At 69.7% G+C, this 26,326-nt stretch carries 18 protein-coding genes; 16 read left to right on the forward strand and 2 right to left on the reverse strand.

Going from position 1 to position 26,326, the window contains the following annotated elements; genetic code table 11:
• Nucleotides 1-60: 60 nt before the first annotated feature.
• Complete coding sequence (locus PZE19_RS21440) at nt 61-2,913, reverse strand: TPM domain-containing protein (protein WP_277862643.1); 2,853 nt, start codon at nt 2,911-2,913, stop codon at nt 61-63.
• Between the two features lie 370 nt (nt 2,914-3,283).
• On the opposite strand from PZE19_RS21440, the gene PZE19_RS21445 reads away from it, so the two are divergent.
• The 13 genes from PZE19_RS21445 (at nt 3,284) to PZE19_RS21505 (ending at nt 20,759) form a co-directional block, all read left to right on the forward strand.
• A complete protein-coding gene (locus tag PZE19_RS21445) occupies nt 3,284-4,288 on the forward strand; it encodes a choice-of-anchor A family protein (RefSeq protein ID WP_277862644.1) in 1,005 nt (334 codons plus the stop codon).
• A 341-nt stretch (nt 4,289-4,629) separates the two neighbouring features.
• Complete coding sequence (locus PZE19_RS21450; protein WP_277862645.1) at nt 4,630-5,673, forward strand: collagen-binding domain-containing protein; 1,044 nt, start codon at nt 4,630-4,632, stop codon at nt 5,671-5,673.
• A gap of 337 nt (nt 5,674-6,010) precedes the next feature.
• Nucleotides 6,011-7,456, forward strand: coding sequence for a multiheme c-type cytochrome (locus PZE19_RS21455; RefSeq protein WP_277862646.1), 1,446 nt, complete (start codon nt 6,011-6,013; stop codon nt 7,454-7,456).
• Nucleotides 7,434-8,309 (forward strand): hypothetical protein, encoded by an 876-nt coding sequence (locus PZE19_RS21460; RefSeq protein WP_277862647.1) that lies wholly within the window; start codon nt 7,434-7,436, stop codon nt 8,307-8,309. Before PZE19_RS21455 ends, PZE19_RS21460 begins: the two co-directional genes overlap by 23 nt.
• A 104-nt stretch (nt 8,310-8,413) precedes the next feature.
• Nucleotides 8,414-9,781, forward strand: coding sequence for a histidinol dehydrogenase (gene hisD, locus PZE19_RS21465; RefSeq protein ID WP_277862648.1), 1,368 nt, complete (start codon nt 8,414-8,416; stop codon nt 9,779-9,781).
• Between the two features lie 75 nt (nt 9,782-9,856).
• On the forward strand, nt 9,857-10,381 hold the full coding sequence (locus PZE19_RS21470; RefSeq protein WP_277862649.1) for a GNAT family N-acetyltransferase: 525 nt from the start codon (nt 9,857-9,859) through the stop codon (nt 10,379-10,381).
• 23 nt (nt 10,382-10,404) lie between these two features.
• A complete protein-coding gene (hisC, locus tag PZE19_RS21475) occupies nt 10,405-11,466 on the forward strand; it encodes a histidinol-phosphate transaminase (RefSeq protein ID WP_277862650.1) in 1,062 nt (353 codons plus the stop codon).
• A 75-nt stretch (nt 11,467-11,541) separates the two neighbouring features.
• On the forward strand, nt 11,542-12,138 hold the full coding sequence (hisB, locus tag PZE19_RS21480; RefSeq protein WP_277862651.1) for an imidazoleglycerol-phosphate dehydratase HisB: 597 nt from the start codon (nt 11,542-11,544) through the stop codon (nt 12,136-12,138).
• Nucleotides 12,139-12,186: 48 nt separating this feature from the next.
• Nucleotides 12,187-13,263, forward strand: a complete 1,077-nt coding sequence (locus tag PZE19_RS21485; protein ID WP_277862652.1) for a lysylphosphatidylglycerol synthase transmembrane domain-containing protein — start codon at nt 12,187-12,189, stop codon at nt 13,261-13,263.
• 147 nt (nt 13,264-13,410) lie between these two features.
• Nucleotides 13,411-14,922: an amino acid permease gene (locus tag PZE19_RS21490; RefSeq protein WP_277862653.1), complete on the forward strand. Its 1,512-nt coding sequence runs from the start codon at nt 13,411-13,413 to the stop codon at nt 14,920-14,922.
• A gap of 55 nt (nt 14,923-14,977) precedes the next feature.
• On the forward strand, nt 14,978-19,114 hold the full coding sequence (locus tag PZE19_RS21495; RefSeq protein WP_277862654.1) for a HEAT repeat domain-containing protein: 4,137 nt from the start codon (nt 14,978-14,980) through the stop codon (nt 19,112-19,114).
• Nucleotides 19,115-19,235: 121 nt separating this feature from the next.
• Nucleotides 19,236-20,039: a hypothetical protein gene (locus PZE19_RS21500; protein ID WP_277862655.1), complete on the forward strand. Its 804-nt coding sequence runs from the start codon at nt 19,236-19,238 to the stop codon at nt 20,037-20,039.
• 30 nt (nt 20,040-20,069) lie between these two features.
• A complete protein-coding gene (locus tag PZE19_RS21505) occupies nt 20,070-20,759 on the forward strand; it encodes a hypothetical protein (RefSeq protein ID WP_277862656.1) in 690 nt (229 codons plus the stop codon).
• A 9-nt stretch (nt 20,760-20,768) separates the two neighbouring features.
• Here PZE19_RS21505 and PZE19_RS21510 read toward each other — a convergent pair whose 3' ends face one another.
• On the reverse strand, nt 20,769-23,045 hold the full coding sequence (locus tag PZE19_RS21510; protein ID WP_277862657.1) for a S9 family peptidase: 2,277 nt from the start codon (nt 23,043-23,045) through the stop codon (nt 20,769-20,771).
• A gap of 142 nt (nt 23,046-23,187) precedes the next feature.
• Between PZE19_RS21510 and PZE19_RS21515 the strand changes: the two genes are divergently transcribed.
• From PZE19_RS21515 to PZE19_RS21525, 3 genes are read left to right on the forward strand one after another with little or no spacing between them, the layout of a single operon-like run.
• Nucleotides 23,188-24,096, forward strand: a complete 909-nt coding sequence (locus PZE19_RS21515) for a dihydrodipicolinate synthase family protein (protein ID WP_277862658.1) — start codon at nt 23,188-23,190, stop codon at nt 24,094-24,096.
• A 24-nt stretch (nt 24,097-24,120) separates the two neighbouring features.
• Entirely contained in the window at nt 24,121-25,077 is a 957-nt protein-coding gene (locus PZE19_RS21520; RefSeq protein ID WP_277862659.1) for a 4-hydroxyproline epimerase, read from the forward strand.
• Complete coding sequence (locus tag PZE19_RS21525; protein WP_277862660.1) at nt 25,074-26,318, forward strand: NAD(P)/FAD-dependent oxidoreductase; 1,245 nt, start codon at nt 25,074-25,076, stop codon at nt 26,316-26,318. The genes PZE19_RS21520 and PZE19_RS21525 overlap by 4 nt, the downstream gene beginning before the upstream one ends.
• Nucleotides 26,319-26,326 lie beyond the last annotated feature (8 nt).

The raw sequence follows: 26,326 nt of genomic DNA on the forward strand, positions 1-26,326 counted from the left end.
GCGGACCGGACACGCCACGAGCCCGCGGCCGGCGGCGCGAGGTTCCTCGCGGCCGGGCGATCACCAGGTCGATTCGCTGGCCTCGGTCGACCATGAGCTGGAGGAGGCGTCCGACTCCACGGCGTCCGCGACCGGCTGCTCCCGGTCGTCGGGCTCGCCGGCCATGGCGGCCCCTCCCATCATGGCCCCGGCCGCACCTATTGCAGCTCCCATGCCGAAATTCTGCATCGCGACCGACCGCCGCCGCTGCTCGGCCGCGATCTGCATCTGGCGGACGTACGCCTGCTGGACGGCGGACTGATGGGCCTGGCGGACCTGCTGGATCGACGAACCGGCCGCGCGTATGGCTTGCTCGTATTCCTGCGAATGATAGAGCCCCTGGGCCTGGTCGAGCGACGATTCGGCCGGCGACGTGTCGAGCGCGACCCCCATCGAGAGGTAAGTGCGGCCTTCGCGGAGCGTCCTCACGGCCTCGGAGATCTCGGACTCGGCCTGGCGGGCGAGCCGGACGTCCTCGTGGGCCAGGCGCTCGGAATGCTCCAGGTCGCTCTTGGCCCCGCGAACCTGGTCGAGCAGCATCGGCCACTCGTTGCCGACGCGGGTGCTGTCGTTGCCGACCAGGTCCAGGACCTCCTGTGCGTGGCGGAAGTGCTGGTTGGCGGCCAGCCGGTCCTCGCTATGGCCGGCGAGGAACGCCTCCACCCGCGAGGCGAGCTGACGCGCCTGGTCGTACTCGGTGGTCAAGAGCTGATAGACGTCCAGGTCCGACTGGGCCTGCGACAGCGCGATGCCGTACTCCTCGCGCGCCTCGGCGAGGGCCCGCCGCGCCGAGGGCCAGTCGGGCTGGGACGTGGAGGTCGTTCGGATCGCCTTTTCGCGAGCCTTCGCAGCGGCCTGCAGGCTCTCGCGGGCCTGGCCGCCGACGACGTGGTCGTACTGGGCGAAGAAGCGTCGGACGTCGCGATCTCGCGTGGCGAGGTCGTCGGCGAGCCGCTTCGACTCCTCGCGCACGCCCTTCAGCCCGGTGAGCTGCTCGCCCACGGCGTTCATGAGCTGGAAGACGGCCTTCTGCTCCAGGCCCAGCCGCCCGAGGAGTCGGGCCGCAAGGAGGTACTTCTGCGTCTTGGGGTCGGCGGCCTCCTCGACCTCGTCGGCCTTGCGCTCGAAGGTCTCCAACAGCGTCCGGGCCTGATGGAGATTGCCCGAGACCGCCTGCCACGAGGCCGGGGCGAAATCACTCTTCAGCTCCTGCTCGAAGGCCGCGTACTGATTCACGGCCTCGCGGAGCCGGCGGGTCTCGCGACGGCTCTCGTCGAGCCCGCGCTCGACGAACGCCTTCGCCTTCACCACGGCGTGGAGCACGCCTCTGGCCTGATCGAGCAGCGTCCGCCCCGCGGCCAATTCCTGGCCGGCCAGGGCGGGGTCGCCCGCCTCGAGCGCCGCCTGCAGGCGGGCCAGGGCCTGTTCGGACTGGGAGGACGGCGGGTCGGGGTCGCCCCCCTCCTCGGCGAGTCGGAGTCCGCCGCGGCGATGCTCGGCGACTTCGGCCCGCAGCTTGGCGATCGCCTCCTGCACCTTCTTGCCGTCGCCCAGTCGGGCGACGACGTCGGACGCGCGCAGGACGAGCGCGTCCCCCTCGGCCTTCGTGCGTTCGAGGATCGATTTCGCCCCCAGGGGGTCGCGCGCCAGGATCGCGGCGGCCTGTCCGGCCTGGGCCTCCAGCCGATCGACCTCGGGCTGGTAGGGGACGGTCGGCAGGCCGGCGGAGTGGACCGCCTTGACCCGCGCGGCCGCCTGCTCGCGGATCTCGACGACGGCCTGCACCGTCACCCGGGCCTCGTCGTGGGCGGCGTTGAGGCGGTCCATCGTCTGGGCGCACGCCTGCGCCCCCTGCTCGACCTCGTCGAACACCTTGGCTTCGGAGACGAGGGCCTCGGCCTCGGCCATCGCCTTCGACCCCTTGGCCCCCTGCTTCTGGGCCCGGTCGACGACGTCCATGACCTCCAGCCAGCGGTCCCAGAGCCCCTTCAGGTCCTCCTGGGCCTTCTGATAGAGGGCCAGCGTGTCGCCCGTCATCGGCTCGGTGAAGTCGGGGTCCTCGACGGGGAGCGACTTGAGCCGGGCCTTGAGGCCGTCGAGCCGGTCCATCATGGCGACGGCCTTGCCCTTGTAGTCCTTCAGCTTGGCGTTGAAGCTTCCGCGGGCCCGCCGCCGGCCCAGCCAGACGAGGCCGGCGATCATCAGGGCGATGGCGGCGAAGGAGCCGGCGAGCGACCAGGCCAGGTCGCTGCCGGCCGGCCCATGAAGCCGCGTCGGCGGCGCGGACGGCGCCGCGGTCGTCGTCTTGACCTCCCCCGTGCCGGCCACGGGCGCCTGCGCGGCCTCATGGGCGGTGACGTATTCGTCGACGCCGTTCAACAGGGCGACGAGGGCCCCCGGATAGTCGCCCGCGCGGGCGAGCGGGATGAACCTGGGCTCGACGATCTCGCGATCGATCACGGCCCCCTTCAGCCCGATCCGGCCCGCGAGCGTCGCCCCGGGCAGCACGCTCACCTGGTGGTTGTCGAGGGCCGTCACCACGATCACCGCGCGGTCGAGGTCCAGCTTCTCCCCCCTGGTCGCGGCCTCGCCCCGCCAGGCGTCGCGGAGCCGTTCGGCGAAGGCCCGGGTCGCCGATTGCCCCTCGCCCGAGGACTTGACCACGACCACGTAGTACGACTGCGGCGAACGCGACTCCAGCGATCGGATCGCGTCGGCCACCGGCGCGTAACGATCGGCCGCGCCCTGGACGTACAGGCGCTCGCCCGTGAAGGCGGGCATGGGACTCGCCTCCTCCGCACGGACCGCGCCCACCATGGCGGCGACCCACAGCAGGAAGAACGGGCGGCGTTTCGCCGCGAAGATCGTGCTCATGTATCAGCCTACCTGGGCGGACTTGGGGACCCTGACCGGACGCCGCCGTCGCGGCTCGCGACGGTCGCAGACCCGGGATGCACTCGGCCAGCGTATCCCCGCGGCCACGCGCGTTCAACCTGTCAAGAGGCTATCGCGGCAAATGGGCCAGGCCGCCCGACGTCCTCCGCGATCAACATTCCGGTGACATCGCGCGACATGCCCTCAAGTCGCGTCGATATTACGCCCACCAGTCTTGTTTCCTTCGGGGCCAGGGATATCAATTCCATGCAAGCACGATCCACGGCGATCGGCTTCTGCGAAGGCGAAGCTGCCCTCCTGGAGTGCCCGGCGAGACCTCATGACGTTAGAACCCGGTTTGGGAGCAACCATGTCGCGTGTTTCTCGAAAAGCCCTGACCTTTTGCATGCTGTTCGCCGCCTCGTCGGTCGCGGCCCGCGCCGACCTGATCAACAACTGGAACCTTGTGACGACGGGGAATTTCTACTCCCACTCCTCCACCGAGATCGACGGCAACGTCCGCATCGGCGGCGCGATGAGCGTCGACAAGTACAACGTGGGCATCCACCTGGGCTCGCCGTACCGTAGCCAGGACACGCTGGTGGTCGGCGGCAGCGTGACGGGCGAGGTCCGGGTGCAGACCGGCAACGCCCAGATCGGCGGCGCCGGGGCCCAGGTGACGGCGGTCGACGGCACGACCGGCGTCCACACGAACGTCGGCGCGGTCCAGAACATCGGCGTCCAGGACGCGTTGGAGCTGAAGGCCGATTCGCAGGCCTTCGCGGCGATGGCCACGCTGGCGGCCAATGTGGCGACCCTGCCCTCGGGCCAGCCGAGCGGGGCCCTGTTCACCGTCGCGGCGGTCGACGCCAACAAGATCGCCGTCTTCAACATCAACGGAGCGGATCTTTTCAGCAGCAAGACGCAGCAGATCGACCTGAAGCTGGCGAACGGCATGACGGAGTCCTCCGTCGGCACCGTGGTCATCAACGTGACGGGCGCGTCGTTCTCCATGAACAACGGCATGGGCAATTTCGTCGGCTTCTTCACGAGCGATTGGGCCCGCTCGCACGTCATCTGGAACTTCACGGACGCGACCTCGCTCGACTTCACGAACCACGAGTTCGACGGTGCGATCCTCGCCTACCAGGCCTCGCTCCAGAGCGGCTCGGCCCCGATCCAGGGCTCGGTCTTCGTCAAGGAATTCCTGGGGCCGAATGGTGTGGGCCAGACCGGTGAGATCCACCTCCCGCTGTTCAAGGGCTTCGATCCCGCCTCCCATCCCGCGGTCCCCGAACCCGCGAGCGTGACGATGTTGGGCCTCGCCGCGGCGGCCGGCGCCGCATGGCGTCTGAAGCGGCTTCGCGCGGCCTGATCGGCGGCGCCCGACGAGCGCCCCCATCGCCCCCGCGACGCTGCGGGGGTTTTTCTTTGCGCCCTTCTCCGCGAGGCGAGCCTCATGGAGATCCGCCGGCCTCCGGACCGACCCCGTCCCGACCGGTCGGCCGCACGTCCCGATTTTTCCACGTCTCGTCGCATCCGGCCCCTCATCGCGCCCTTTCCGAGCGGGCCGGCGATCGACCATTTGTAAGGTCGAGGTCCGCGACCTATCGGTTTCATGCAAGCAGGCGACGCCGCGCCGGGAGTGACGGACCCCCGCGCGGCTTGGGCAGGAAGTCCGCGCGTAAGACCCGTCGCGAAATTCTTGGAGATTTCATGGCGAACTTCGCGAAGCAGCGCTGGTTCTTCTGCGTCCTGGGCCTGGCGTCGACGGCGCTGCCGGCCCGGGCGGATTTGCTCACGAACTGGAACGTCGTCACCACGGGGGATCTCTACGCCGCCTCCGATGCGCAAGGCCCAGTACGGGTCGGCGGGAATCTCTACGTGCAGAACAGCTTCGAGGTCGCGGCGAAACAAGGCTCGCCGACCTCTTCCAACCCGTCGCTGGTCGTCGGCGGAGACGTGAAAACCAAGCGTAACAATGCCGAGACCGTGAAGGTCCTCCAGGGCGACGCCGTCATCGGCGGCACGATCAACGGGGCGTCCAACGACAAGGCCCGGATCGTCTCCACGCGCGACGGGGGCGCGGTCAAGATGGACTCGTCCGTGTCCGGCATCGGCGCGGCCGACGCCAAGGAGTTGCAGGCCGACTCGCTCGCCTTTCACGCGATGGAGGCGACGAAGCAGGCGATCTACATCCCGACCGCCCAGGTCGACACCGCCGTCTTCACGGTCCTCTCCGTGAACGCCGACGGCAACGCGGTCTTCAACATCGACGACGCGAAGCTGTTCAACGACTCGAACATACGCGGGTTCGCCCTGGACTTGAACGGCTTCAAGTTCGGCGAGGGGCAGTCGGTCGTATTCAACGTCGGCGGTTCCCAGATCGATTTCCACAGCGGCCTGAACTTCGACGGGGCCTTCCGGACGTCGGTCTCCAACATCATCTGGAATTTCTACGACGCGAAGCAGATCGACCTGAACCGGAACAACTTCGCGGGCGCGTTGCTCGCCTCGGAGGCCGTGCTGACGGACGCCAACGTGATGGCGGGCTCGGTCTTCGTCGGGTCGTTCGGCACGACTTACGGCAACGGAATGGGGGCAGAGGTGCAAGCGCCGATGTACCTGGGATACGACCCCTCGAATCCGCCCGCGAAGATCGCCTCGGCGTCGACGCCCGAGCCGTCGAGCCTGGCGATGGCCGGCCTCGCCGTCATGGCGGGCGTGGCGACCCGGGCCCGGCGACGTCGCGCGAGCTGACGGCGACGCCTCGCCGTTCGGTCCCGAAACCGGCCCCCACGGCGACGCGGGGGTCTTTCCGTGCGCGCCGAGCGAAGGAATCCCGCCAGGCCCTTGGTCCTTCCCGGCCGTCGGTGTAGACTGGAAAAACTGAACGATGACGTGGTTCAGGTTCGATCCTGGTGACAGGCGGGCCTCACCCCGCATCGCCGCCGAAGCCCCGTCACGGGCGGAGCGGCGGCATGCCCTCGCGATTCGACGGCCCCGTCGGGAGCATCGAAAGCGGCCGAGGGCGCGACGACGAGCCGGGTCGGCCCGCCGGACGCCACACAGCTCAGGATTCCGACGGGAGACGACCATGTCGTTTCGCGGATTATTCCTCGCCGTCGTGCTCAGCACGGCGATGATCGTCGCCGCTTTCATCGTGCAGGCGAAGCGGCCCCGGATCGAGGTCGCGCGGGCCTCGGCCGACCTTGTCAAGGCCACCGGCAAGTGCGCCGACTGCCATCGCCACGAGACCTCGGCCGTCGTGCACGAGTACGAGATGAGCCGCCACAGCAAGGCGGGCGTGAACTGCCTCGACTGCCATCAGCCGACGAAGGGCCAGGAGCCCTACGACCACAAGGGCTTCACGATCACCAAGAAGCTCACCTCGTCCAACTGCCAGGCCTGCCACCAGAAGCAGGTCGACGAGTACATGCGCAGCCGTCACGCCGCCCCCGCCTGGGCCGCGGTCGCCGGCGCGGGCGACTTCAACGCCGAGCAGATCGCCTTCAGCGAGGGCATCCACAAGGGGGCCGTCGATCGCCCGGCGCATCCGTTGACGGCCGTCGAAGGGATGGCGGCGATCAACAAGGGCTGCCGCCAGTGCCACGACATCGGCCGGCCCAACGCCGACGGCTCGATCGGCTCGTGCACCGCCTGCCACGCGCGTCACGTCGCGTCGGTCGAGCTGGCGCGGCTCCCCGAGACCTGCGGCCAGTGCCACATGGGCCCGGACCACTCGCAACTCGAGATCTACCACGAGTCGAAGCACGGCGTCCTGTTCAACGCCCAGCGGCCGATCATGAACCTTTCCGCCCGGCCCGAGAAGCTCACCACCGAGGACATGCCCGTCCCCACGTGCGCGACCTGCCACATGAGCGGGCTGGAGGGGGAGAAGTTCACGCACGACGTCACCGAGCGGCTCTCGTACTTCCTCTTCGCCAGCGTGTCGGACCGCCGGCCCAAGTTCGAGGAAGGTCGGCGGAACATGAAGGCGATCTGCCTCAAGTGCCACACCAACCCCAAAATCCTCCAGTTCTACGGCGAGGCCGAGGGCGTCGTCCGTTCGACCAACAAGCTGGTGAAAGACGCCGATAAGATCATCGCCGACCTCCGCAAGGACGGCCTGCTCACCCCCCAGCCGTTCGACGAGCCGATCGAATACATCCACTTCGACCTCTGGCACTACGGCGGCCGGACCGCCAAGCACGGGGCCTACATGGGCGGGGCCGACTTCGTCCAGTGGCACGGCTACTACGAGATCGTCCAGAAGATGGCCGAGCTGACCAAGTCCGCCGAGGAGATCCGCGCCGCGGGGGCGAAGGTGGGCGAGGCCGCCCCGAAGTCCGCCCGCGCAGCCCGACGATCGCGGCCGGCCGCTCCCGCGGCCCCGGCCGCGGAGCCGCCGGCCGCGCCGGCCCCGGCCGTCGAACCCACGAAGGTCGACGAGCTTCCCGCGGACGTCTTCAAGCCGGAAGACGCGCCGGCCACACCTGACAAGCCGGGAGGCGGGGCCCATGCTTCGCGCGCTGCAGAGTAGGGGATGGCCGAGCCGCCCTTCGTTCTGGGTCGAGCTGTTCGCGATCGGCAACATCGGGTTCCTCGCGGTCGACGTCGCCGTCGCGCACGCCGTGAACGCCTTCGAGCACCCGGCCGAGTTCATCCCCGTGGTCTTCTCGATGGCCTGCCCCCCCCTGCTCCTGCTGGCCATGCTGCTGGGCGGGGCCGAGCCGAGCTTGCGCCGGCGCCCGAAAGAGGGCGTCTCGCGGCGGCGGGCGGGCCTGTCCTGGGGGATCGGCGTGCTCGTCGGCGGGGCCTCGCTGATCGTCGGCGTGGCGGGCCTGATCTACCACCTGCGGGGCGACTTCTTCGAGGCGATGACCCTCAAGAACCTCGTCTACACGGCCCCTTTCGCAGCGCCCCTGGCCTATGCCGGGCTGGGCTTCCTGGTCCTGCTCAACCGCATGGTCGACGCGCGTTCGCGGGACTGGGCCGAGTGGGTCGTCCTCCTGGCGGCGGGGGGATGGGCCGGCAACTTCGTCCTGAGCCTCGCCGACCATGCTCAGAACGGGTTCTACTTCTCCAGCGAGTGGGCCAGCGTCGTCGCCTCGGCGATCGCCTTCAGCTTCCTTTGCGCCGTGCTGAGCGTCCCCGACAACCGGCCCCTCCGGAGGGCGGCCGTCGGGGTGATGGTCGTGCAACTGGTCGTCGGCGCGGCCGGGTCCTATTTCCACGTGGTCGCGAACCTGGGGCGGCCGACGGCGTCCGTCTGGAACTCCTTCCTCTTCGGCGCGCCGGCGTTCGCTCCACTCCTGTTCGACGACCTGGCGATCCTCGGCCTGCTGGGGCTCTGGGGGCTGGCGGCGAACGCGGCGACGACGTCCGAGGGATGATCCCGCCCGCCGTTTCGCGGCCGCTCCGGTTGCAGGATCGCGGCGATGCGCGATAATGGAGGCCGCGAGTCGTCCCGCCTGCCTGGTCATCGCGAGCGAGCACCTTGAGCCTGAAAATCCGCCGAATCGACTGCACCCGCGACGACGCCCGGGAGGCGATCGCCGCCCTGCGCCGCGAGCTGAGCCCCCGGGGAAACGTCGTCAGCCCCGAGAGCCGCGCCCGGACGGTCGCCGTGTTCGGCGAGCCGCTCTCGCCCCTCCAGGTGGTGGAGAGGATCTGCGACCACGTCGCGACCCGCGGGCTCGAAGCGGTCCTCGACTACACCCGGAAACTGGACCAGGTCGCCCTGAAGCCGGGCGAGGTCCGGGTCTCCGCCGACGAGCTGGACGCGGCCCACCGCGGCGCCGCCCCCGAGTACCTGGCGACGATCGCCCGTATCCGCGAGAACGTCCTGACCTATCAGCGGGCGATTCTCAACCGCGACGTCCACATCGAGCCGAAGCCGGGCCTGAAACTCGGCCTGCGTTACACGCCGCTGCGACGCGTGGGCGTCTGCATCCCCGGCGGCGCGGCGGCCTACCCGTCGACGCTGCTGATGACCGTCGTCCCCGCCCAGGCCGCCGGCGTCCGCGAGATCGCGGTCGTCGTCCCTCCCACGAAGTTCGGCGGCTACAACCCCGAGCTGCTGGCCGCCTGCCGCGAGCTGGGCGTGACCGAGGTCCACCGGGTCGGCGGCGCGCAGGCCGTCGCCGCGCTGGCCTACGGCGTCGAAGGGATCGCGGCCGTCGACAAGATCGTCGGCCCGGGGAACCTGTTCGTCGCCCTGGCCAAGAAGCACGTCTACGGCGAGGTCGACATCGACAGCATCGCCGGCCCGAGCGAGGTCGTCCTCATCGCCGACGCGTCGGCCGACCCCCGCTTCATCGCCGCCGACCTCATCAGCCAGGCCGAGCACTCGCCCGGGGCGAGCATCCTGTTGACCTGGATCCCGGGGCTCGTCGAGCGGGTGCAGGCCGCTCTCGAAGATCAGCTCGCGAAGCTCAGCCGGGGCGACCTGGCGCGCGACAGCCTGGAGCGGTTCGGCGCGTTGATCGACTGCCGCGACGAGGAGCAGGCCGTGACGCTCTCGAACCTGTTCGCGCCCGAGCACCTGCACGTCTCGACGGCCGACCCGGAACGCCTGGTTCCCGCGTTGACCGTCGCCGGGGCCATCTTCCTGGGGAATCTCACGCCCGTCGCGCTCGGCGACTACGCGGCCGGGCCCTCGCACGTCCTGCCGACGAGCGGCACTGCGCGATGGGCGTCGGGCCTCTCGGCGAACGACTTCCTGCGGCGTTCGAGCCTCATCGCCGTCGACGAGCGGGGCCTGGCCGAGCTCGCCCCCGACGTCCGCCGCCTGGCCGACGTCGAAGGGCTGACCGCGCACCGCTGGAGCGTCGACGTCCGCCTGGAGAAGGCCGGCCGACCCTGACGCCGGCCGTCGCGACCCCGAACCACGTCCGCCGTCGTCGCCGCATCGACGACCGGCCCGGAGGAGCCCCAGACCTTGAGCCAGCCCGACCCCTCTCCCCTGCCGAAGGCCTCGTTCACGATCCGCCCGGCCGTGCCGGGCGACACGACGACGATCGCGAACCTGATCCGCGAGCTGGCGATCTACGAGAAGCTGGACCAGTTCGCCAAGGCGACGGCCGCGGACTTCCACCGGAACCTGTTCGGCCCCCGCCCGTTCGCCGAGGTCCTGATCGCCGAGGTCGGCGGCCAGCCTGTCGGCCTCGCCCTCTTCTTCCACACGTTCTCGACGTTCCGGGGCCAGCCGGGGATCTACCTGGAGGACCTGTTCGTCCAGCCCGAGCACCGCGGCAAGGGGATCGGCAAGGCGCTGCTGGGCTCGCTGGCGAAGCTCGCCCGCGAGCGCGGCTGCGGCCGCCTGGAGTGGGCGGTCCTCGACTGGAACGAGCCGGCGATCGGCTTCTACAAGTCGCTGGGCGCGGGCCCGCTCGACGAGTGGATCACGTACCGGATCGCCGACGAGGCCCTCGACCGCCTCGCGAACGAAGCCCCCGAAGCCTGAACGCGACCAAGGAGCCCCGGAAGGTGGAAAGTCCCGCGGAGACTCGTCGTTACGTCCTGCCCCACATCGCCAGGATGGAGGGCTACGTCCCCGGCGAGCAGCCCCAGGGCGGGACGTTCATCAAGCTCAACACCAACGAGAACCCCTACCCCCCCTCGTCGCGCGTCAAGCAGGCCCTGGTCGAGGCCGTGACCGACGGCCTGCGGTTGTATCCCGACCCTTCCGGCCTGGCCTTCCGCAAGACGGCCGCGGCGCTCCACGGGGTCGAGCCCGACATGATCCTCGCCGGCAACGGCTCGGACGACGTCCTGACGATCCTGACCCGGACCTTCGTCGGACCGGGGGACCTCGCCGCCTTCCCGACGCCCAGCTACCTGCTCTACTCGACCCTCATCAGCCTGCAGGACGGCCGCGCGCACGTCGTCCCGTTCGACGCCGACTGGCGGCTCGACCTCGACGCCTTCCGGGCGCCGGGCGTGAGGCTCGTCTACCTGGCGAACCCCAACAGCCCCTCCGGGACCGCGATCGCCCCGGCCGAGGTCGCCGCCCTGGCCGAGCGGCTCGACTGCCCGCTGGTGGTCGACGAGGCCTACGGCGACTTCGCCCGCGAGAACTGCATCGCCCTGTTGAAAGACCACCCCAACGTCATCGTGACCCGGTCGTTCAGCAAGGGCTACAGCCTGGCCGGCCTGCGGCTCGGCTATCTCGTCGCCGACGCGGGGATCGTCGCCGAGCTGAACAAGGTCAAGGACTCGTACAACTGCGACGCCCTCAGCCTCGCCGCCGGCAAGGCCGCGCTCGAGGACCAGGCGTACCTGGCCGAGACCCGCTCGAAGATCCTGGCCACCCGTTCCCGCCTGGCCGACGCCCTGCGCCAGTCCGGCCGCACGGTGACCGACAGCCAGGCGAACTTCGTCTGGGCCACCGGCGGGCCGGCCCCCGAGGCGACGTTCCAGGAGCTGAAGCGGCGGAGCATCTTCGTCCGGCTGATGCGGTATCCCGGCTACCCCGCCGGGCTTCGGATCAGCGTGGGGACCGACGCCGAGATCGACCGGCTGCTGGAAGTCCTACGCGATCTCCCCTGATCAAGGGCCCGGCGATCGGCTACAATCGCCCGCGCGGCGTCGGACCACGAACCTCTCCGCCCCGGATCGAGAACCTTGAGCGAACCCCCGCGCATCGCCGAGATCGCCCGCAAGACCCGCGAGACCGACATCCGCCTGTCCCTGGCGGTCGACGGCCAGGGCCGCGCCGACCTGGCCACGGGGATCGGATTCCTCGACCACATGCTGGAGCTGTTCGCCCGGCATTCGCTGATGGACCTCGCCGTGACCTGCCACGGCGACCTCCACGTCGACGACCACCACACGACCGAGGACATCGGCATCTGCCTGGGCCAGGCGCTCGACCAGGCGCTCGGCCGGAAGGCCGGGATCCGCCGGTACGGCCACTGCATCCTGCCGATGGACGAGACGCTCGTCACCTGCGCGGTGGACCTGGGCGGCCGGCCCTACTGGGTCTGGAACGCCCCCATGCCCTCGCCCAAGATCGGCGGGTTCGACAGCGAACTGGTGGCCGACTTCTGGCACGCCGTGGCGACGCACGGCCGGATGAACATGCACGTCCTGCTCCACTACGGCCGCAACACCCACCACGTCTCCGAGGCGATCTTCAAGGGCATGGCCCGCGCGATCCGCGACGCCGCCGAGGGCGACCCGCGCAGCAACGAGGTCCCCTCGACCAAGGGCGCGATCTGACCTGATCGGACGAACGGATTCGGAACGACGACGCATCGGAGGCCCCTCGTGAGCACGGTCGACAGCCTGGGATCGACGCCGGAACCCGCCAAGAAGTCCCCTATCGGCACGCTGGTCAACCTCGGCCTGATCGCGTTGGCGTTCGGGCTGCTGGCCGTGGTCGTCAACCAGAACCGGGCCAAGATCCTGGAGGTCTTCTCGCGGAAGCTCGACCTGCGGTTGCTGCTGGTCGGGATCGCGATCTTCCAGCTCAGCGTGATGCTGACGTTCGTCCGCTGGTACGCGCTGGTGCGGGTCATCGAGCCCCGGTTCACGCTCCGCTCGACGTTCCTGCTGGGCTTCATCGGCTACGTGTTCAACCTGGTGATCCCAGGCGCGGTGGGCGGCGACCTGATCAAGGCGGCGTACCTCGTGCGGATGCACATCCGCAAGACCCAGGCGGTCGCCTCGATGGTCATCGACCGGATCCTCGGGCTGCTGGGGCTGTTCGTGCTGGCGTCGATCGCCGGCGTCGCGGCCTGGGGGATGGCGACGCCCGCCGTCCAGCGGCTGATCCTGGCGGCCTGGGTCGCGACCGCCGCGGGGCTCCTGCTGCTGGCGGCCATCTTCGGCCGGCTCTTCACCCGGCTGCTGCCGGCCTCGATGCAGCCGCACCACGGCAAGCTCGGGACGATCTTCTCGGAGCTGAACACGATGGCGTCGACCTACCGCTCGCGGCTCGGCGTCGTGCTGCTGGCGCTGGGGATGTCGGTCGTCGGCCATTCGATCAACGTCTTCGCGTTCTACTTGATGGGCCGGATGCTCTTCCCCGAGATGACCACGACCCTGGGCCAGCACTTCCTGATGGGCCCGCTCACCCTGTTCACGATGGCCGTCCCCCTCCCCTTCGGCGCGCTCGGCCTGAGCGAGGGCGTCGCCGACCAGCTCCTCGGGCTCGTCGGCCACCCCAGCGGGGCGCTGGCGATGATGGCCTTCCGCATCCTCATGTACTCGTGCGGCCTGACCGGGGCGCTCGTCTACCTGGCGAACCTGAAGGAGGTGCGCGGGCTGACGGCCGCCGCCCACGAGATCGAGCACGAGCTGATCGAGGGCGACCTGGAAGACGAGGCCCCGGCGCCGGCCTGACCGCGCCGCGGCCGACGTCCGCGCGAATCGCCCCGCGGCCGGATCCCAGCCTTTACCGAGGACGGGCCCATGCCGTAGTCTGGCCTACTTCCTCGACCGGCCCGCTCGCCAGGAGCGACGACGCGATTCAGAAGGCAGGCTCGACGCATGCGATGGTTCTCCAGCCCCTGGTTCCGCCGGAAGCCGGTGTCCCTGCTGATCGAAGAGATGAACGAGGAAGGCGACCGCCTGCATCGCCGGCTGGGCCCGCTCGCGCTCATCGGCCTGGGCGTCGGCGCCACCATCGGCTCCGGCCTGTACGTCTCGACGGGACTCGTCGCGCGCGACGTCGCGGGGCCGTCGATCATGCTCTCGTTCCTGGTCGCGGCCGTCGGCTGCGGGTTCGCGGCGCTCTGCTATTCCGAGCTGGCGAGCATGGTGCCCGTGGCCGGCAGCGCCTACACCTACGCCTACGCGACGCTCGGCGAGATGCTGGCCTGGATCATCGGCTGGGACCTGATCCTGGAATACGCCGTGGGCTCGTGCTTCGTCGCCAACGGCTGGTCGGGCTATTTCGACTCGATGCTGCGCAACCTCTTCGGCGTCCACATGGACCCGCGTCTTTTGCGATCGCCGTGGGACTTCTCCGACGACGTCGGGTTCTTCCTCAACCGAGTCACTCTGCCGAACGGCGTCGAGGCGATCGCCTGGTTCAACCTGCCGGCCGTGCTGATCACCGTGCTCATCACGGCCGTCTTGGTGATCGGCATCCGCGAGAGCGCCGGGCTCAACGCGGCGATGGTCCTGATGAACGTCGCCGTCATCCTGACCCTCATCGGCGCGGGGGCCGCCTACGTCGACCCCAAGAACTGGTCGCCGTTCCTGCACGAGGACCACGGCTGGCGGGGCGTCGCGATGGGGGCGGCCAAGATCTTCATCGCCTACATCGGCTTCGACTCGATCTCGACCCACGCCGAGGAGGCCCGGAACCCCAGCAAGGACATGCCCATCGGCATCATCGGGGCCCTGATCGTCTGCACGGTCCTGTACGTCTCCACGGCCGCCGTGCTGACGGGGATGATCCCCTACCGCCAACTCGACGTCTCCGCGCCGCTGGCCGCCGCCATGCAGGCGAAGGGCCTGACGTTCGCCGGCACGATGATCACGCTGGGCATCCTGGCCGGGATGACCAGTTCGCTGCTCGTCGGCAACCTGAGCCAGCCCCGCGTCCTGCTGGCGATGGCCCGCGACGGTTTGCTGCCGATCCGGTTCTTCGGCGCGGTCCATCCCCTATTCAAGACCCCCTGGAAGTCGACCCTCCTGGTCGGCTTCGTCGTGGCCATGGGAGGCGCGCTGGCCCCGCTCAGCTTCCTGGCCGAGCTGGTCAGCATCGGCACCCTCTTCGCCTTCGTGATCGTCTCGGCCGCCGTCTGGATCCTGCGGATCACCGACCCCGACCTGCCCCGCCCGTTCCGCGCCCCGTTCGTGCAATTCGTCTCGACGATGGGCGTCCTCGTCAACGGCGGCCTCATGTTCTGGCTGGGCCGGGACAACTGGATCCGGCTGCTCGCCTGGCTGGCCGTCGGCATGATCATCTACTTCGGCTACAGCCGCCGACACTCCCTGCTGAACCGAATCCCCGAGGCCGTCGGCTCGACCACCGCTCCCCCGGCCGCGTGACGTCCCGTACAATGGTAGGAAGTCCGACCACGACCCGTTTCGAGGGCCGTTCGCCATGCTTCCTCCGTCCGTCCTTCGGGGTCTCATCGTCGCCACGCTGTCCGCGCTCGTCCTCTTCGCCGCGCGACGGCCCGTCCGCGGCGACGACGCTGTGCGAGCGGACGCCTCGATCGCGTCGGGAGAGATCCGGACCCGGCCGCTCGGCGACTTGACGCACGGCCGACGCTACGAGCTGGTCGTCTCGCTCGCCGCCCCCGCGAGCGACGACCGCCTGGCCGTCGAACTGATCGGCCCCGACGGCCCTGTCCTTCGCAAGGACCTGCACTCCGGCGACCCCGACGTGTACCTCGCCTACCGACCGACGCAAGACGGCCTCGCCACACTCCGGCTCACGCGATCGAAGGCCGTCGCGACCGCCCCGGCCCTCCAGGTCTCCCTCTCCTGGCGCGGCGACGGCCTCTCCGAGGACGACCACGCCGCCCTCGAATCGGAGCCCAACGACGAATGGGGGAGCGCGAACCGCCTGGTCCTGGGCCGCACCGTTTACGGCTCGGCCGACGACGTCGAGTTCCTGGACAACCGCGAGGAGGGCCGGAGCGGCCTCGACTGGTTCCGCTTCGAGGTCGAATCCGAGAAGCCCGTGCTGGTGACGTTCACGCTCGACCTCATCGACCGCGACGTCTCGGCCGACCTCAGGATCTTCACCGTCGAAGACGGTCGGCCCAAGGTCTACTCGGCCGGCAAGGACCCGATGGAGATCGTCCACGATCGCGAGCGAGAGCGGTATTCGAAGAATCTCGTGCGGACGTTCACGAAGGGCGTCTACTACCTGCGGGTCAACGCGAACCATCCGGCCTACATCCTGCGGACGCGCATGGCCGAGGTCCCGCCGTATGACGATCCGGCGAAGGCCGTCGAGGCCGGCCTGCACTACATCCTGAACGCGGGCGACGCCTGGCTGGCGCAGGTCCCGCGCGAGGGGAACCGCTTCGTGCGGGCGGCGAACCTGCACGAGACGAGCCTGCGCTGCACCGGCTGCCACGCCACGAGCTTCCCCGCCGAGGCGGCCCTGGCCGCGCATCGGGCGGGTTATCCGATTCATGCCAAAGACGCGCTAAGCTATCTCGTGGAGCGAATCGCCGACTCGCCGGCCCCCCTTTACGGCGACGCCGGCCTGTTCTGGCAGCGCTACATCGCGACGCCCCTCGAAGCCCAGGGGGCGCAGGGCGGCGTGCTCGTCGACTTCGACCGCGAGGTCGCCGGCGCGGACACCGCGGCCCTCGCCCGCTTCGGGCCGTTCCTGAGGGCCGCCTGGGCATCGCGTACGACGCTCCCCGAGGACGAGCACAACGTCGTGCCGGCCGAGAGCAAGTTCGGCCTCGCCTGGAGGGGCTGGAAGACGCTCACCGAGGTCGCCCGCCGCACCGGCCGCGCCGAGGACGCCCGGGCCGCCGCGAACATCGCCGCCATCCTCGGCAGTCGACAGGCCGACAAGCAGGTCGAGACGCTTCAGGACCGCATCCATCGCCTGGTCGCGTGGAGCCTGATCGACCGCCAGGCCCATGCGAACAAGATCCGCCGCGAGACGGGCGCCCTGCTGACCCTCCAGAACGCCGACGGCGGCTGGCACGAGTCCGACTCCAAACCCGGCCCGAGCGCGGTCTACACCACCGGCCAGATCGTCGACGCCCTCCTCGAAGCCGGACTCACCCGCGAGAACCCGGCCGTCGATCGGGCTTTGAAGTACTTGCTGTCGCAGCAGCAGGAATTCGGCGGCTGGTTCCAGGCCGACACGCACGAGAACTTCCGCACCCCCATGCGCGAGACGCGATACGCCGTCATGGCCCTCGCCCGAGCCTTCCCCCGCGCGGACGGCCCGAGGTTGGGATGGGCAAATCGAGGCCACGGGCCGCCGTCGCCGCCTCGGACGAGTTCGGTCGTCCATGCGATCGACGACCTGGAGGCCCTCTGGGACGTCCCCCCCGCGGAGCGGCCGCGGTTCGCCTCGGCGGTCGGCCCGCTCCTGGACCATCCGTCGCCCCTCGTGCGGGCCTCGGCCGCCGCCTGCCTGGGCCGGCTCAATTGCGTCGAAGGAGTAAAGCCCCTGGCGAAGGCTCTCGGCGACCCCTCGAAGGTCGTCCGGCGGGCCGCAGCCTTCGCATTCCGCCAGCTCGGCAACCGGGGGATCGGCGTCGAGGCGATCGCGTCCGCCCTCGACGCCACCGACCCTCGCGTGCGACGAGCCGCCGTGAGCCTGTTCACCGGGCCGATCCACGGCCTGGACGACCGCCGCGAGCTTGTGAACCGCCTCATTGCTCGTGCGGACGACCCGGACCTGCTCACGCGGTTCGAGGCGGCCCGGGCCCTCCGCCGCTGGTTCTACCGCACGCCCGACCCGGCGCTGAGGAGGCGGATCGTGGAGGCCGTCCTGGCGAGGATGGCCGTCGAAGAGGTTCCGCTTCATAGGACGAACCTGAGCGAGAACCTCTACATCATGCTCGACGAGAATCTCGGCGGGGGCGTGAGCCTCCAGCGGAACCTCGCGGCGCTGCCGGAGTCCATGCGCGGCCCGATCCTCGAAGGGCGCCGGAAGGTCGAGCGCGACGTCCTTCTGGCCCCGATCCTGGCGGCCCTCCGATCGGGCGGCGAGCCGCGGCGCGAGGGGATCCTCCGGGCGTTCGACGGCTCGTTCTTCCGCGGCCGGACGTACGCCCGCCAGCCCGAGGGTGCGGTGGACGTCGGCAACGACCGCGAGTTCGGTTTCCTGTACGAGGTCCCGCTGGACGAGTTGGAGGCCGTCTTCGCCGTGCTCCTCGACGCTCCCCGGGCCGGATCGGGCGGTCGCCAGGCGCTCCAGCTCGCGAGCTTTTTCAAGGTCCCGGAGCGGACCCGGAACGCCTCGATCCAGGCCGCCGTGCTGCGGGCGCTCGACGACGGCGACGCCGAGATCCGCGTCGAGGCGCGGCGGATCGCATCGGGGATGAGCTTCGAAGGGGCCGAGGACGACCCGGCTCGGACGCGGGCGATCGCCCGGGGCGTCACCGAATCGGCGGAGTCGCGCCCCGCGCTGATCGCCGCGATCGGCCGGAACCCGCGGCTAGCCGGACGTCCCGAGATCGCCCGGGCGACGGCCGCGCTCGCGACGCGGCTCGACGGCGAGCCCGAGCTACTGCCTTTGCTCGACCGTCCCGGCGTCGCCGACGCCGACGTGGTCGCCGCGATTAATCGGGGGTGGGCGGGTTACGACCCCGCCCGCAAGGCCGAAGCAATTCGGATGGTGCTTCGACGTCCGGATGTGGGGGGCGACGCCGCGGCGTCCAGGCCGCTGCTCGACCTGCTCCGGCTCGCCGCGGGCGACCCGTCGGAGACGATCCGCGAACAGGCCTTCTCCGCATTCGTCGTCAGAGTACCCGCGACGTCGGTAGAAGCCTCCCCGACGATCCTCCTCGCGCTGGCCGACGCCTCGCCGAAGATCCGCCGCCTGGGCCTGGCGGCCACCTCGCAGCGAGCGTCGTTCTGGGACCGCGCCGACGTCCTCGAACGTCTCGCCCGATTGCTCATCGACCCCGACGCCGGCGTCCGCTCGGACGCGCTCGCCATCGTCAAGCATCATCGCCTGCTCGTCCGATTCCCCGTCCTGGCCCACCGCCTGAAGGTCCTCATCGCCGAGCCGGCATTGACCGCTCGCGTCGAGGCCCTGTTCCGGGCCTCGGGCCTCGACCCGGCCACGACGGCCGCCGACGTCGCCGTCGATCGGCCCGTCTTCCTGAGCCTGGAGTCGTTCCGGCGATCCGTGAACTCCCTGCTCTACAAGGCCGGCCCCGACGGCCACGCCTGCGTCGACTGCCACGCGAACCACGCGATCCTCAGGGTCGCCGAGGCCCGCGAAGGCGGGCCGACGGAGGAGGACGTCGCCGCGAATTTCGCCTCGGCCTCGAAGGTCGTCGACCTCGGCCGCCCCGAGGCGAGCCTCCTCCTCCGCAAGCCCCGCAGCCCCGTCGGCCAGGGCGAGGCCGATGCGACGAGCCCGACCGGCCTGACTCACGTCGGCGGCCCGCGCTGGGGAGGCCTGGACGACCCCGCCCACCGCGCCGTCCTCGCCTGGATCCGCGCGGCCGCCGCGCAGACCGAGGACGTCCCCCCGATCGACCCCGGCGAGATCGAGGACCTCTCCGTCGCCCCTCCTCGTTAGTGGAAAATCTCGACGAACGACCCTGAATTCCGGTTGACGGCAAAATCTTTGCCTGACAAAGTAAATCGACTTTACAACACAAAGATTAGGTCGCAGCATCCAGATGCAGGAGGATTTCGGCATGGCCATCGTCGAATCGAGGGGTGACGGGCGATCGGGGTGGGGCCAGGGCTTTCGCGAGCTTGACCTGATCCTGCGGGGCGACCGGACGCAGCTCTCGTCGTTGCGGGACGGCGGCGTGCGGATCTCCGCGGGCCGGCTCTCGCGCGTGATCATCGTCCTGTGCATGGCCCACGGGCTTTGCATGGGGGCCTTCGCGATGTTCTCGAAGAACGGCCCCGCGCTCGGCCAGGTCGTGGCGACGATGATCAAGGTGCCGCTGCTGTTCTACCTGACGCTGCTGGTGACCCTGCCGTCGCTCTACGTCTTCAACGCCCTGGTGGGCTCGCGGCTGTCGCCGTCGTCGGTGCTCCGGCTGTTGACGGCGACGCTGGGGGTGAACGTGGCGGTGCTCTGCTCGCTGGGGCCGATCGTCGCGTTCTTCTCGGCCTGCACCACGAGCTATCCCTTCATGGTCCTGTTCAACGTCGCGGTGTTCGCGACGGCCGGGTTCCTCGCCCAGATGTTCCTGCTCCAGACCCTTCAGCGCCTGAGCATGGCGCAGGTGCTGGAGGAGACGACGATCCCGGAAGGCGACGGCCCGACCCCGGCCGCCCTCCGGCCGATCTCGGACCAGTTTCTGGGACGCCACGTGAAGACGATCTTCCGGATCTGGCTGCTCCTCTTCGGCCTCGTCGGGGCCCAGATGGGCTGGGTGCTGCGGCCCTTCATCGGCAACCCCGACGTGCCGTTCACCTGGTTCCGCGCCCGTCAGTCCAATTTCTTCGAGGCCGTCCTCCAGGCCCTCCATTCCCTCTTTTCCTGAGGCGGTCCGCCTGGCGGGAGGGATCCGACGATGAGCCTCACCTTGTTGTCTCGTGCGGACGCCGTGCTCCGCGAGGGCTCCGCGGCCGAGCCGGACGCGCCGCCGACCGCCGTGGTCTCATGGCGTTCGCGGCTGGCGATCCTGATCGCCTTCGGGATGGTCTATGGGGCCGTGATGGGGGCGTACGGCGATTCCCTTGGGGATCGGCCGCTGCAGATGCTCTACTCCGCGCTCAAGGTCCCGGTCCTGCTGACGGTCTCGTTCGCGATCAGCCTGCCGACGTTCTTCGTGTTCAACACGCTCTTCGGCCTGCGCGACGACTTCCCGCGCTCGGTCGCGGCGTTGTCGGCCACGCAGGCCGGGCTCACGGTGATCCTGTCTTCGCTCGCGCCCGTCACGGCCTTCGCCTACGTCTCGGGCATCGGCTATCGGCCGGCGATCCTCCTCAACGGCCTGATGTTTGCGACGGCGAGCTTCGGCGCCCAGGCCATCCTGCGCCGGAGCTACCGCGACCTGATCGCGCGCAACCCGGTCCACGCGACGATGCTCCGGGCCTGGCTGGTCGTCTACGCCTTCGTCGGGATCCAGATGGGCTGGATCCTCCGCCCCTTCATCGGAGACCCGACCCGTCCGACGCAGTTCTTCCGCGAGGAAGGGCTGAGCAACGCCTACGTCGTCGTGATCGCCATGATCTGGGAAGTCCTCTTCGGGGCCCGCTGATTCCCCGGCTCATCGACCCCGGGGCTCGACGCCGAGCAGGTGGCGGACGAAGAAGTCGCGGCGCCGCCGCTCGCCGTAGGGGCTGCCGCCGGCCCCGTGGTCGGCGCCCGGGAAGACGACGAGGTCGAAGTCCTTGTCGGCCTTGATGAGGGCGTCGACGACCTGCATGGTCGAGGCCGGGTCGACGTTGCGGTCCAGCTCGCCGACGGTCAGCAGCAGCTTGCCCGTCAGCCTGGGAGCGAGCGTCACGTTCGACTGTTCGGCGTAGTGGGGACCGATCGGCCATCCCATCCACTGCTCGTTCCACCAGATCTTGTCCATGCGATTGTCGTGGCAGCCGCAATCGGCGACGCCCACCTTGTAGAAGTCGCCGTGGGTCAGCAGCCCCGCCAGGGCGTTCTGGCCGCCGGCCGAGCCGCCGAAGATCCCCACCCGCGACAGGTCCATCGCCTTCTCCTTCTCGGCGGCGGCCTTCAGCCAGGCGATGCGGTCGGGGAAGCCGGAATCCAGGAGGTTCTTCCAGCAGACGTCGTGAAACGCCTTGGAACGCTCGTTCGTCCCCATGCCGTCGATCTGGACGACGATGAAGCCCAGCTCAGCGAGCGCCTGGTGGCCGTAGAAGGGGGCGAACCGCTTGGGCACGAAATAGCCCTGCGGCCCGGCGTAGATGTTCTCGATCACAGGGTACTTCGCGTCCGGGTTGAAGTCGCGCGGGCGGCAGATGATCCCGTAGATGTCCGTCTTGCCGTCGCGGCCCTTGGCGACGAACCGCTGCGGAGGCTTCCAGCCCGTGGCCTCCAGCCGCGAGACGTCGGCGCGCTCCAGCTCGCAGACGAGGCCGCCGTCCTTCGTTCGCCGCAGTTCGACGACGGGGGGCGCGTCGACGCGCGAGTAGGCGTCGACGAGAAACTCGCGATCGGGCGAATACTCGACCTCGTGCGTCCCGTCGCCGGCCGTCAAGACGACGAGGCCGGTGCCGTCGAAGTTCACGCGGGCGTGGTGGACGTGGTAGGGATCCTGGTCGGCGTGGACGCCCCCCGCCCGGAACCAGACCTGGCGTTTCTCCTCGTCGACCCGGTCGACGCCCCGGACGACCCACGTCCCGCGCGTGATCGGGTTCTTCACCTGCCCGTCGACCAGGTCGATCAAATACAGGTGGTTCCAGCCGTCGCGCTCGGACATCCAGATCACCTCGTTCGAGCCGTCCATCCGGCGCTCGAAGAGCTTGCTGGAATAGCAGAAGAAGGTCTCGGGCCGCTCGTCGACGATCGCCGAGGCTTTCCCGGTCTTCGCGTCGACCGCGACCAGCCGCATCACCTGATGCCCGCGCTGGTTGTACAGGAACGTGAACCGGCCCGAATCGGGCGCCCAGCGGAACTGGTCGACGCTCCAGGGGTTCGGCGCCAGGTCCGGCTCGATCGGGACCTCCTTGCGACCGTCGACGTCGAACAGGTGCGGGCGCGAGACGGGAACCTGGTCGCCCGGCTTGAGATAGTCGTGCGTGACCAGCTTCGGCTGGAGCTGGTCCTTCGGGGCCGACGCGACCATGTTCACCTTGCGCTCGGACCCCCTGACGCGACGGAGGGCGATGAAGCGCTTCGAGTCGGGCGCCCAGAAGACGCCCGCTTCATAGCCGTCGACGTCGGAGCCTTCGAAGCTCAGGACCGTATCCTTGTCGCCGGCCTTCTCGTGCAGGATGAGGTTGTGGTCGCGGACGACGACCGAGAACTTGCCGTCGGGCGAATCCTCGCCTCGGGGCGACTCGCGGGTCCCCTCTTCGGTGGGCCGACGCCGCTCGCGCTCGCTCGGGGCGAGGTTCTCGACGGGCGGCGACGGGGCTTCCTTCAGCTCGCCGGCCGGGTCGAAGCGGTAGGTTTTGCCTTCGAACCCGAAATGGACGGCGCCGTCGTCGGCGACCGTGAACTGGTCGAGCGCCAGGTGCGTCGCCTTCTGGGGCTTGCCGACGGCCTTCTCCAGGGCCTCGGCCAGCTTGGCGTGGTCGAACGCCGGCCGGCGCTCCGACTTCTCGGCGTCCACGAGGATGTACTCTCGGGCGGCGTCGGCGAGGTCGTTGCGGTACCAGAACCGATGACTCTTCCCCAGCCAGTTGGCGCGGACCCTGGCCTTGAAGACCTTGTCGCGTGTCGCTTTCGCCAGGCCGTCGGCCCGCGCATAGGCGGCTTTCGAGCCCTCGTCCCCCGCGAGCGAGGGGCCTCCCAGGGCGAGTAGCAGGGCGGCGAAGGCGGCGGCGGGTAGACGCATCGGTCGGGATTGGGTGGGGTGCATGGGCGGGTCGCGGCTCCGGGACTCTCGAATCCAGACCGGTGGGCGGTCGTGGAAAGTCGAATGATCGGATAGTATGACGTTGATCGACGGCCCGGGGGAACAGGCCGTCGCGGACGATTCCGACACGCGAGAGGTTCAGAGGATGTCGAGTTCATGGCGGGGCGTCTTCGCCGCGGCGACGACGCAGTTCAACAAGGATCAGTCGCTCAACCTCAAGTCCACGCTGGCCCACGTCGACGTCATGATCGACGCCGGGCTGCACGGCCTGATCATGCTGGGGACGGTCGGCGAGAATTATTCCCTGGAGCAGCCGGAGAAGCTCGAAGTCCTGCGGGCGACGGTGGACCACGTCGCCGGCCGGGTGCCGGTCCTCACCGGCGTGGCCGAGTATACGACGAAGCTGGCCTGCCGGTACGCGGCCGACGCCAAGGCGATCGGCGTCGACGGCCTGATGGTCCTTCCGCCGATGGTCTACAAGACCGCGCCCCGGGAGACGATCGCCCACTTCCGGACGGTCGCGTCGGCCACCGACCTGCCGATCATGGTCTACAACAACCCGGTGACCTACGGCGTCGACCTCACGCCCGAGATGTTCCAGGAGCTGGCCGACCAGCCCACGCTGGTCGCGATCAAGGAGTCGTCCGAGAACGTGCGCCGGATCACCGACCTGAAGAACGCCTGCGGCGACCGCTACACGCTGCTCGCCGGCGTCGACGACCTGGTGCTGGAGAGCCTGATGCTCGGCGCCGAGGGCTGGGTCTCGGGGCTGGTCAACGCCTTCCCGGCCGAGAACCGGCTGCTCTGGGACCTGGCCGAGGCCGGCCGCTGGGACGAGGCGCTCGAGGTCTACCGCTGGTACATGCCTTTGCTGCACCTCGACACCTTCCCCAAGCTCGTGCAGTACATCAAGCTGGCGGTCCAGGAGTGCGGCTACGGCTCGGAGATGGTCCGCGCCCCCCGGCTGACGCTCGAAGGCGAGGAACGCGAGCGGATCCTGGCGATCATCCGCAAGGGGATCGCCGATCGGCCCCGGATCCCGGCGACGGCCTGACTCGATCGGAAAGGAGGTTGGGCCATGTCGCAGGTCACGATGCGGCGGATCCAGGTGATCGATTCGCATACCGGCGGCGAGCCGACCCGCGTGGTGGTGTCCGGCGGACCCGACCTGGGTCGGGGGCCGATGTCGGAGCGGGTGGAGATCTTCCGCGACCGCTTCGACGACTTCCGGTCGTGCGTGGTCAACGAGCCCCGCGGGTCCGACGTCGTGGTGGGCGCCCTGCTCTGCGAGCCGGTGAACCCCGAGTCGGCGGCGGGCGTGATCTACTTCAACAACGTCGGCTATATCGGAATGTGCGGCCACGGCACGATCGGACTGGGGGCGACGCTCGCCCACATGGGCCGGATCGGCCCCGGCGTCCACCGGGTCGAAACGCCGGTCGGCGACGTCACCATGGAACTCGATCCTGACGGCACGGTGGCCGTCGAGAACGTCGTCAGCCGCCGCGCCCTCAAGGACGTCGAGGTCGACGTCCCGGGCCTGGGCCGCGTCACGGGCGACCTCGCCTGGGGCGGCAACTGGTTCTTCCTCGTGCAGGACCACGGCGAGCGGCTGGACCTGGCGAACGTCGAGCGGCTGACCGAGGTCTCGTGGCGGATCCGCCAGGCCCTCGAGGCGCAGGGCGTGCACACCGACGACGGTCGCGAGATCGATCACGTCGAGCTGTTCGGCCCGCCGTCGTCGCCGGAGGTCGCCGACAGCCGCAACTTCGTCCTCTGCCCCGGCAAGGCCTACGACCGCTCGCCCTGCGGCACCGGCACGAGCGCCAAGCTCGCCTGCCTGGTCGCCGACGGCAAGCTCGCCGAGGGCCGCGTCTGGCGGCAGGAGAGCATCGTCGGCAGCGTCTTCGAGGGCTCCGCGCGGATCATCGAGGGGGGCGTCCGCCCCCGGATCCGCGGCAAGGCTTATATCACGGCCGAGTCGACGCTGCTGGTCGACCCCCGCGATCCCTTCGGTTCGGGCATCCGCACATGAGCAAGCGCGTGGTCGTGATCGGCGGCGGGGTCGTGGGGACCTCGTGCGCGTATTACCTGAACAGGGCCGGCTGGGACGTCACGGTCATCGACCGGGGAGCGATCGGCGGCGGCAGCTCGGCGGGCAACTGCGGGTTCGTCTGCCCCAGCCACGTCCTGCCGCTCACCGAGCCGGGCATGGTCGCCAAGGGGCTGGCGTCGCTCTTCAGGCCGAACTCGGCGTTCAAGATCAAGCCGCGCCTCGACCCGGCCCTCTGGTCGTGGCTGCTCCATTTCGCCCGTCGCTGCAACGAGCGCGACATGCTCGAAGCCGCCCGCGGGATCCAGCCGATCCTCGACGCCTCGCTGGCCCTGTACCAGCAGTTGATCCGCGACGAGGGTCTCGATTGCGAGTGGCGCGAGCGCGGGCTCTTCTTCGTCTACAAGGACCGGAAGGCGTTCGAGGCCTACGCCCCGACCGACGAATTGCTCGGCGGCGCGTTCCACTGCCGGGCCGAACGCCACGACGGCGACGCCGTGCTGGATGTCGAGCCGGCCCTCAAGCCGGGCCTCGCGGGCGGCTGGCACTACCGCGAAGACGCCCACCTCCGACCGGACAAGTTGATGCGAGCCTGGCGTTCGAACGTCGAGGCGTCGGGCGGATCGTTCCGAGAGAATTGCGCCTTCGAAGGCTTCGAGCGCCGCAACGGCTCGGCGACGGCGGTCAAGACGGTCCAGGGCCCGATCCAGGCCGACGCCTTCGTCCTGGCGGCCGGCGCCTGGACGCCGAGGCTCAACGACGACCTGGGCTGCAAGATCCCGATCCAGCCCGGCAAGGGCTACAGCCTCACCATGCCCCGGCCGTCGATCTGCCCGAGCGTGCCGATGATCTTCCCCGAGACCCGCGTGGCCGTCACCCCGTTCGACGCGGGCTACCGGCTGGGCTCGACGATGGAGTTCGCCGGCTACGACGAGACCATCGCCCCCGCCCGGCTCCAGCTCCTCCGCGACGGCGCAGCGCCGTTTTTGCAGGAGCCCGAGGCCGAGCCCATCCAGCAGACCTGGTTCGGCTGGCGGCCGATGACCTACGACGGCCTGCCGATCATCGACCGCGCCCCGGCGCTCGGCAACGTGATGATCGCCGCCGGTCACAACATGCTGGGCCTGTCCATGGCCACCGGCACCGGCAAGCTCGTCGCCGAATTGCTCGACGGCGAGCCGCCCTCGCTCGATCCCCGCCCCTACCGAGCGACCCGATTCTGACCTCGGCT

It is taken from the genome of Paludisphaera mucosa, from assembly GCF_029589435.1.
In the GTDB taxonomy this organism is placed as follows: domain Bacteria; phylum Planctomycetota; class Planctomycetia; order Isosphaerales; family Isosphaeraceae; genus Paludisphaera; species Paludisphaera mucosa.

Bases quoted from the DNA above. Each gene is read 5' to 3' on its own strand.
- PZE19_RS21500 (WP_277862655.1), top strand. From the start codon at position 19,236: ATGGCCATCGTCGAATCGAGGGGTGACGGGCGATCGGGGTGGGGCCAG.
- PZE19_RS21520 (WP_277862659.1), top strand. From the start codon at position 24,121: ATGTCGCAGGTCACGATGCGGCGGATCCAGGTGATCGATTCGCATACC.
- PZE19_RS21495 (WP_277862654.1), top strand. From the start codon at position 14,978: ATGCTTCCTCCGTCCGTCCTTCGGGGTCTCATCGTCGCCACGCTGTCC.
- PZE19_RS21450 (WP_277862645.1), top strand. From the start codon at position 4,630: ATGGCGAACTTCGCGAAGCAGCGCTGGTTCTTCTGCGTCCTGGGCCTG.
- PZE19_RS21515 (WP_277862658.1), top strand. From the start codon at position 23,188: ATGTCGAGTTCATGGCGGGGCGTCTTCGCCGCGGCGACGACGCAGTTC.
- PZE19_RS21455 (WP_277862646.1), top strand. From the start codon at position 6,011: ATGTCGTTTCGCGGATTATTCCTCGCCGTCGTGCTCAGCACGGCGATG.
- PZE19_RS21510 (WP_277862657.1), bottom strand. From the start codon at position 23,045: ATGCACCCCACCCAATCCCGACCGATGCGTCTACCCGCCGCCGCCTTC.
- PZE19_RS21505 (WP_277862656.1), top strand. From the start codon at position 20,070: ATGAGCCTCACCTTGTTGTCTCGTGCGGACGCCGTGCTCCGCGAGGGC.
- PZE19_RS21490 (WP_277862653.1), top strand. From the start codon at position 13,411: ATGCGATGGTTCTCCAGCCCCTGGTTCCGCCGGAAGCCGGTGTCCCTG.
- PZE19_RS21525 (WP_277862660.1), top strand. From the start codon at position 25,074: ATGAGCAAGCGCGTGGTCGTGATCGGCGGCGGGGTCGTGGGGACCTCG.
- PZE19_RS21440 (WP_277862643.1), bottom strand. From the start codon at position 2,913: ATGAGCACGATCTTCGCGGCGAAACGCCGCCCGTTCTTCCTGCTGTGG.
- PZE19_RS21445 (WP_277862644.1), top strand. From the start codon at position 3,284: ATGTCGCGTGTTTCTCGAAAAGCCCTGACCTTTTGCATGCTGTTCGCC.
- PZE19_RS21460 (WP_277862647.1), top strand. From the start codon at position 7,434: ATGCTTCGCGCGCTGCAGAGTAGGGGATGGCCGAGCCGCCCTTCGTTC.